Genomic DNA, 5,207 nt, shown 5'->3' with positions numbered 1-5,207 from the left:
TAATGGCGGGAATGGGGGTGTCGGTAAACCCGCGGGGGGGGGGCGGGGCGCCGCGGTGGGGGGGGGGGGGCGATTCCACCCCGCCGCCTTCCGCCACCACCTAGGGAGGGATATCCCGGCACAATGGACCAGCTCGTACAGACGCTGCTGTTCGGCTTGTCGAACGGCTTCGTGATCGCCCTGATTGCGCTGGGCTACACGCTCGTCTACGGCATCATCCAGCTCATCAACTTCGCACACGGCGAGATCTATATGATGGGCTCGTTCATGGCCCTGACGGTGATCACCGCAGCGGGGGTGAGCTGGACCGACCCGCTCGGGACCCGTCTCGGCGTCATCGCGCTGGCGCTTGTGGCCGCCATGCTCTTCGCAGGCGCGGTGAACTTCACCGTGGACCGCATCGCCTACCGGCGACTCCGCCGCGCCCCGCGCCTGGCGCCGCTGATCACCGCGATCGGCTTCTCCTTCGTGCTGCAGAACATCGGCATCTGGTGGAAGGGCGCACGGCCGATCCAGTTTCCCGCCCTCCTGCCGCCGACCAACATCCTGACCGATTGGTTCGGCCTGGACACCAACATCACCCTGTCCATCCCGATGCTCTTCGTCATGGTCGTCACGATCCCGCTCCTCATCGTCATGACCTGGTTCATTCGCAACACGCGCCTGGGCAAGGCGATGCGCGCCACCGCCCAGGACCGTGATGCCGCCGCCCTGATGGGCATCGACGTCAACCGGACAATCAGCCTGACCTTCCTGCTCGGCGGCCTGCTGGCCGGCGCCGCGGGGCTGATCAACGGGCTCTACAACAACCAGGTCGTGTTCAACATGGGCTTCTTCGCCGGGCTGATGGCCTTCACCGCCGCGGTCCTGGGTGGGATCGGGAACCTGACCGGTGCCGTCCTCGGCGGCATCTTCCTCGGTATCGTGGCCGCCCTGAGCGACTCGTATCTCCAAGCCCAGTGGACGCCCGCGATCGTCTTCGCGGTGCTCGTCCTGGTGATCATCTTCAAGCCGAGCGGCCTCTTGGGAGAGGTCGTCGCCGACCGCGCGTAAGGAGTGAGGTACGTGTCAGTCCTGAAGGGCGTTGCATCCTGGGGTACAGCGGCGCCGGACCGGCGGCGGAGGGCGATCCCCTTCGTCATCGCGGTGGTCTTCGCGCTGCTCTACCCGTTCATCGACCAGGCCATCGGGCTCCGCTATATCGACCCGATGGTCAGCATCCTGATCCTGGTGCTGCTGGCCCTGGGTCTCAACATCGTGGTCGGGATCGCCGGGCTACTCGACCTGGGGTACGCCGCCTTCTTCGCCATCGGTGCCTACACCGCGGCCTTTCTCACCTCGCCTGCCAGCCCGCTCCCCTACCGGACCAACTTCTGGATCGCCATGGCCATCAGCTTCTTCGTCGCCATGATCTTCGGCGTCATTCTCGGCATCCCCGTCCTCCGGCTCCGTGGCGACTATCTGGCGATCGTGACGCTTGGCTTCGGTGAGATCGTCCCGCGCATCTTCCTCAACCTGGACAGCATCACCGGCGGCAGCAAGGGGATCAACCCGATCGGGAAGCCGAGCATCTTCGGCTACACACTGGACGCCAGCAACCCGGTCGGCTGGTACTACCTCGTCATCTGCGTGGGCATCCTGTCGATCTTCCTCATCAACCGCATGCTCGACTCGCGCCTGGGGCGCTCCTGGATGGCGTTGCGCGAGGACGAGATCGCCGCCGCCAGCAACGGCATCAACATCATGGGCACCAAGATGCTGGCCTTCGCCATGGGCGCCAGCTTCTCCGGCTTCGCCGGATCCATCTTCGCCGCCCGCTTCCAGTTCATCGACCCGTTCCGCTTCGACTTCACCATCTCGGTGATGGTCCTGGCGATGGTCATCCTGGGCGGCCTGGGCAACACCTACGGCGTCATCATCGGCGGCATCATCATGGCCAGCTACGACCGCTTCCTGGCCGAGCGCCTCACCGGCTGGCTCCACGCAATCGGCAACAGCACCGGGATCGAGGTGTTGACCCGCATTGACCTGCTGAACTCGCGCCTCTTCATCTTCGGCGCCGCCCTGATCCTGACGATGCTGCTCCGCCCCGAGGGTCTCTTCCCCAGCCGGAGACGCGCGGCCGAGCTCCATGCCGGCGAGGAGGAGCCGGAGGTCTTCGACGGTGGGACCGTGCTCGAGCAAGAGCGGCAGACGCTGTACGACGTCGAGGTGGCCCAGGAACCGACCGGCGAGCACGGCACCTAGGGCACGGAGCACGTCGAGCACGCGGAGGGAAGCAGAGCAAACGTGGACGCGATTCTCGAAGTCAAGGGCATCACCAAACGCTTCGGCGGCCTGGTTGCGGTCGATGCCGTCGACCTGGCGGTTCCGCCCGGCTCGATCTTCAGCATCATCGGCCCGAACGGTGCCGGCAAGACGACGCTGTTCAACATGATCGCGGGGCTCTACCAGCCGAGCGACGGCGAGATCTGGTTCGACGGCCACCTGCTGGCCGGCCCGGCCCCGCGGATCCCACTCCCGATCGGCGGCAATGGGGACGCTCGGTCCGGCATCGGCCGGCGCATCCGCGCCGTCCCCCCGCACCGGATGGTCGCCCTCGGGATCGCCCGCACCTTCCAGAACATCCGTCTGTTCCAGAACATGACGGCCCTGGAAAATGTGTTGGTGGGGATGCACACCCGCCTGCGTGCCAATACGCTCAAGTCGATCCTCCGCACCCCGGCGGTGATGCGCGAGGAGCGGGAAGCGCGCGAGCGGGCCGAGGAAATCCTGCAGTTGGTCGGGCTCCGGCGGGTGAAGGACGACCTGGCACGCAACCTCTCGTACGGCGACCAGCGGCGGCTGGAGATCGCCCGCGCGCTCGCCAGCGAGCCGAAGCTGCTCCTGCTGGACGAGCCCACGGCCGGAATGAACCCCCAGGAGACCCTGCGCCTCACCCAGTTCATCAGCCGGCTCCGCCAGGAGCGCGGGCTCACCATCCTCCTCATCGAGCACGACATGCGGGTGGTGATGGGGATCTCCGACACGGTGGCCGTCCTCGACCACGGCGTCAAGATCGCCGAGGGGACGCCCGCCGAGATCCAGCGCGACGTGCGCGTGATCGAAGCCTATCTCGGCCGCGGCGCGGCTGCGGCCTTGGATACGGGAGGCAAGGGCGAGCATGCCGATCCTGGAGCTTGAGGACGTCCATTCCTACTACGGACACATCCACGCCCTGAAGGGCATCTCGCTGACCGTCGAGGAGGGCGAGATCGTCACGCTGATCGGCGCCAATGGCGCGGGCAAGAGCACCACGCTCCGCACCATCTCGGGGCTGATCCGACCTCGCGCCGGCACGATCCGCTTCCAGGGCCAGCGCATCGACGGCCTCCCACCCCACCGCGTGGCGGCGCTCCGCATCGGCCACTCGCCCGAGGGTCGCCGCGTGTTCCCACGCATGACCGTGCGCGAGAACCTGGAGATGGGTGCGTATCTTCAGACCGACAAGGCTCAGATCGACCGCGGGCTGGAGCGCGTCTACGACCTCTTCCCGCGCCTCAAAGAGCGCGAAAAGCAGGCGGCCGGCACCCTCTCCGGCGGCGAGCAGCAGATGCTCGCCATCGGCCGGGCACTGATGTCGGACCCCCTCATCCTGCTGCTCGACGAGCCCTCGATGGGCTTGGCACCCAACCTGGTCGAGTTGATCTTCGACATCATCGCCGACATCAACCGGCAGGGGACCGCCATCCTTCTCGTGGAGCAGAACGCGCACATGGCACTGTCCGTCGCCAGTCGCGGGTACGTGATCCAGACGGGCCAGATCATCCTCGCCGACACCGCGGAGGGCCTGCAACGCAACGAGATGGTGCGGCGCGCCTATCTCGGCGAGGAGTCCGCCCTCGCCGGGTGAGCCCGCATCCCGCATCCACGACCGGCAGGCGGGGAATTGCGCGCCGCGTCACCAAGGCAGCGCCCGGTGGACGCGGTAAGCAGCACCGTCCAGCACACAAATGGCAGAACGTCTCCGCCTGCCGGCCGCCACCCGCCCCGATTCGGTAAAATCGGTAGGCCACCCGCCGGTATCGGCGGCCCGGCACTGAGGTCGAATGATCGAGCGAGAGTAGGGTCGGGGTGCGACCAGACGACACACGCGCAACGCAACAGCCCGAGGCGGGGACGCTCCCGGGCAAGGTCTTGATGGCTGGGGTCGGCTTCATGGTCACCGGCGCGGGCTGGGCGCTCCTCAGTTTCTTCCGCAGCGTGGATAACGCGCCGGCCCTGGTCTGGCTCAACGCGGCCCTCCTGGTGATTCACCTCGCCATCGGAGCGGCGGTCCTGATGCGCCTCCCCTTCGCCTGGTTCGGCGGGTTAATCGTTGTGCTAGCCGGCCTCGTCGGTGCCGTTGCCAACGGCTACTTCTTCATTGCGGTGCCCGAGTTGATCACCGGCCTGATCCTGTTCCTCAGCCGCGCCGAAATGCACCGCCCCCGCTCCCAACCGAGCCAACCCAGGTAGGCGAACAGGCACCCCTGCCCACCACGGGCTGCGGGTGCTCTCTCGTTCCCATTTCATCCCACCCGATGTCATCCTGAGCGAAGCCAACCGCCCCCCATGGCACGCAGCTCCGCGTAGGACGGCAGATGCTCATGAACTTCCACGAATGAGCCAGGTGTACGCGGCCGGCCTGTGCCCGGGGATAATGGCGTTCGACGAATGAGATGGGGTATGCGGTCGGCGCGTGCGCGGGAGTGGGTGGCGTGAAGGATTCCACGCCGTGGCGCGTGCCCGGGGATGAGTCATGTGAGGATCCTACGCCGCGGCATGTGCCCGGGGCTAAAGCCGCCGGGCTGACAAGGAAAAGCCGGCTGAAGCCGGCTGAGGTAGGCCAGAACCTACACCTCGGTGTTGAGGCGCACCGCCCGGCGCGTGCCCGGGGCTAAAGCCGCCGGGCTGATATTTTGGTAAGCCCACTGAAGGGGCTGTGATGGCGACATCCCGGCGTATCCGCTCCGGCACCCAACCGGGCGCGGCCTCCCCAGCCCCTTCAGTGGGCTTCGCCGTGTCAGCCCGGTGGCTTATGGAGTTTGACGAATTATTCTCGTCTTCCCGCCACCCGTTCCGGCACGGCTGTCATCCTGAGCGGAGCCGGCCCGCGCCCCGCCCCCGGCGGCGGCGGCGGGGCCGCCCCCGGGGGCCCCCCCCCCCCCCAAAGAAGACCACGCGGG

Annotated in this window: 5 protein-coding genes; all 5 read left to right on the top strand. The window is 67.2% G+C overall.

What is annotated here, in order from left to right:
- Positions 1-123: 123 nt before the first annotated feature.
- Entirely contained in the window at positions 124-1,053 is a 930-nt protein-coding gene (locus tag IRZ30_RS15440; protein ID WP_294086420.1) for a branched-chain amino acid ABC transporter permease, read from the top strand.
- A gap of 12 nt (positions 1,054-1,065) precedes the next feature.
- Positions 1,066-2,247, top strand: coding sequence for a hypothetical protein (locus IRZ30_RS15435; protein WP_294086419.1), 1,182 nt, complete (start codon positions 1,066-1,068; stop codon positions 2,245-2,247).
- A 42-nt stretch (positions 2,248-2,289) separates the two neighbouring features.
- The gene (locus IRZ30_RS15430; protein WP_294086418.1) at positions 2,290-3,183 is read left to right on the top strand and encodes an ABC transporter ATP-binding protein; all 894 of its coding nucleotides are present in this window, start codon (positions 2,290-2,292) and stop codon (positions 3,181-3,183) included.
- Complete coding sequence (locus tag IRZ30_RS15425) at positions 3,164-3,892, top strand: ABC transporter ATP-binding protein (protein WP_294086417.1); 729 nt, start codon at positions 3,164-3,166, stop codon at positions 3,890-3,892. Before IRZ30_RS15430 ends, IRZ30_RS15425 begins: the two co-directional genes overlap by 20 nt.
- Before the next feature lie 221 nt (positions 3,893-4,113).
- Positions 4,114-4,497, top strand: coding sequence for a hypothetical protein (locus tag IRZ30_RS15420; RefSeq protein WP_294086416.1), 384 nt, complete (start codon positions 4,114-4,116; stop codon positions 4,495-4,497).
- The last annotated feature ends 710 nt before the right edge of the window (positions 4,498-5,207 follow it).

Origin of the sequence: Sphaerobacter sp., assembly GCF_019683595.1 — a bacterium.
Taxonomy (GTDB): Bacteria; Chloroflexota; Chloroflexia; order Thermomicrobiales; family Thermomicrobiaceae; genus Sphaerobacter.
The sequence above is the reverse complement of the archived record's forward strand: the minus strand, read 5'-3'. Positions and strand labels throughout refer to the sequence as shown.

Coding starts and splice junctions, on each gene's coding strand:
- IRZ30_RS15440 (WP_294086420.1), top strand. CDS start 124: ATGGACCAGCTCGTACAGACGCTGCTGTTCGGCTTGTCGAACGGCTTC.
- IRZ30_RS15425 (WP_294086417.1), top strand. CDS start 3,164: ATGCCGATCCTGGAGCTTGAGGACGTCCATTCCTACTACGGACACATC.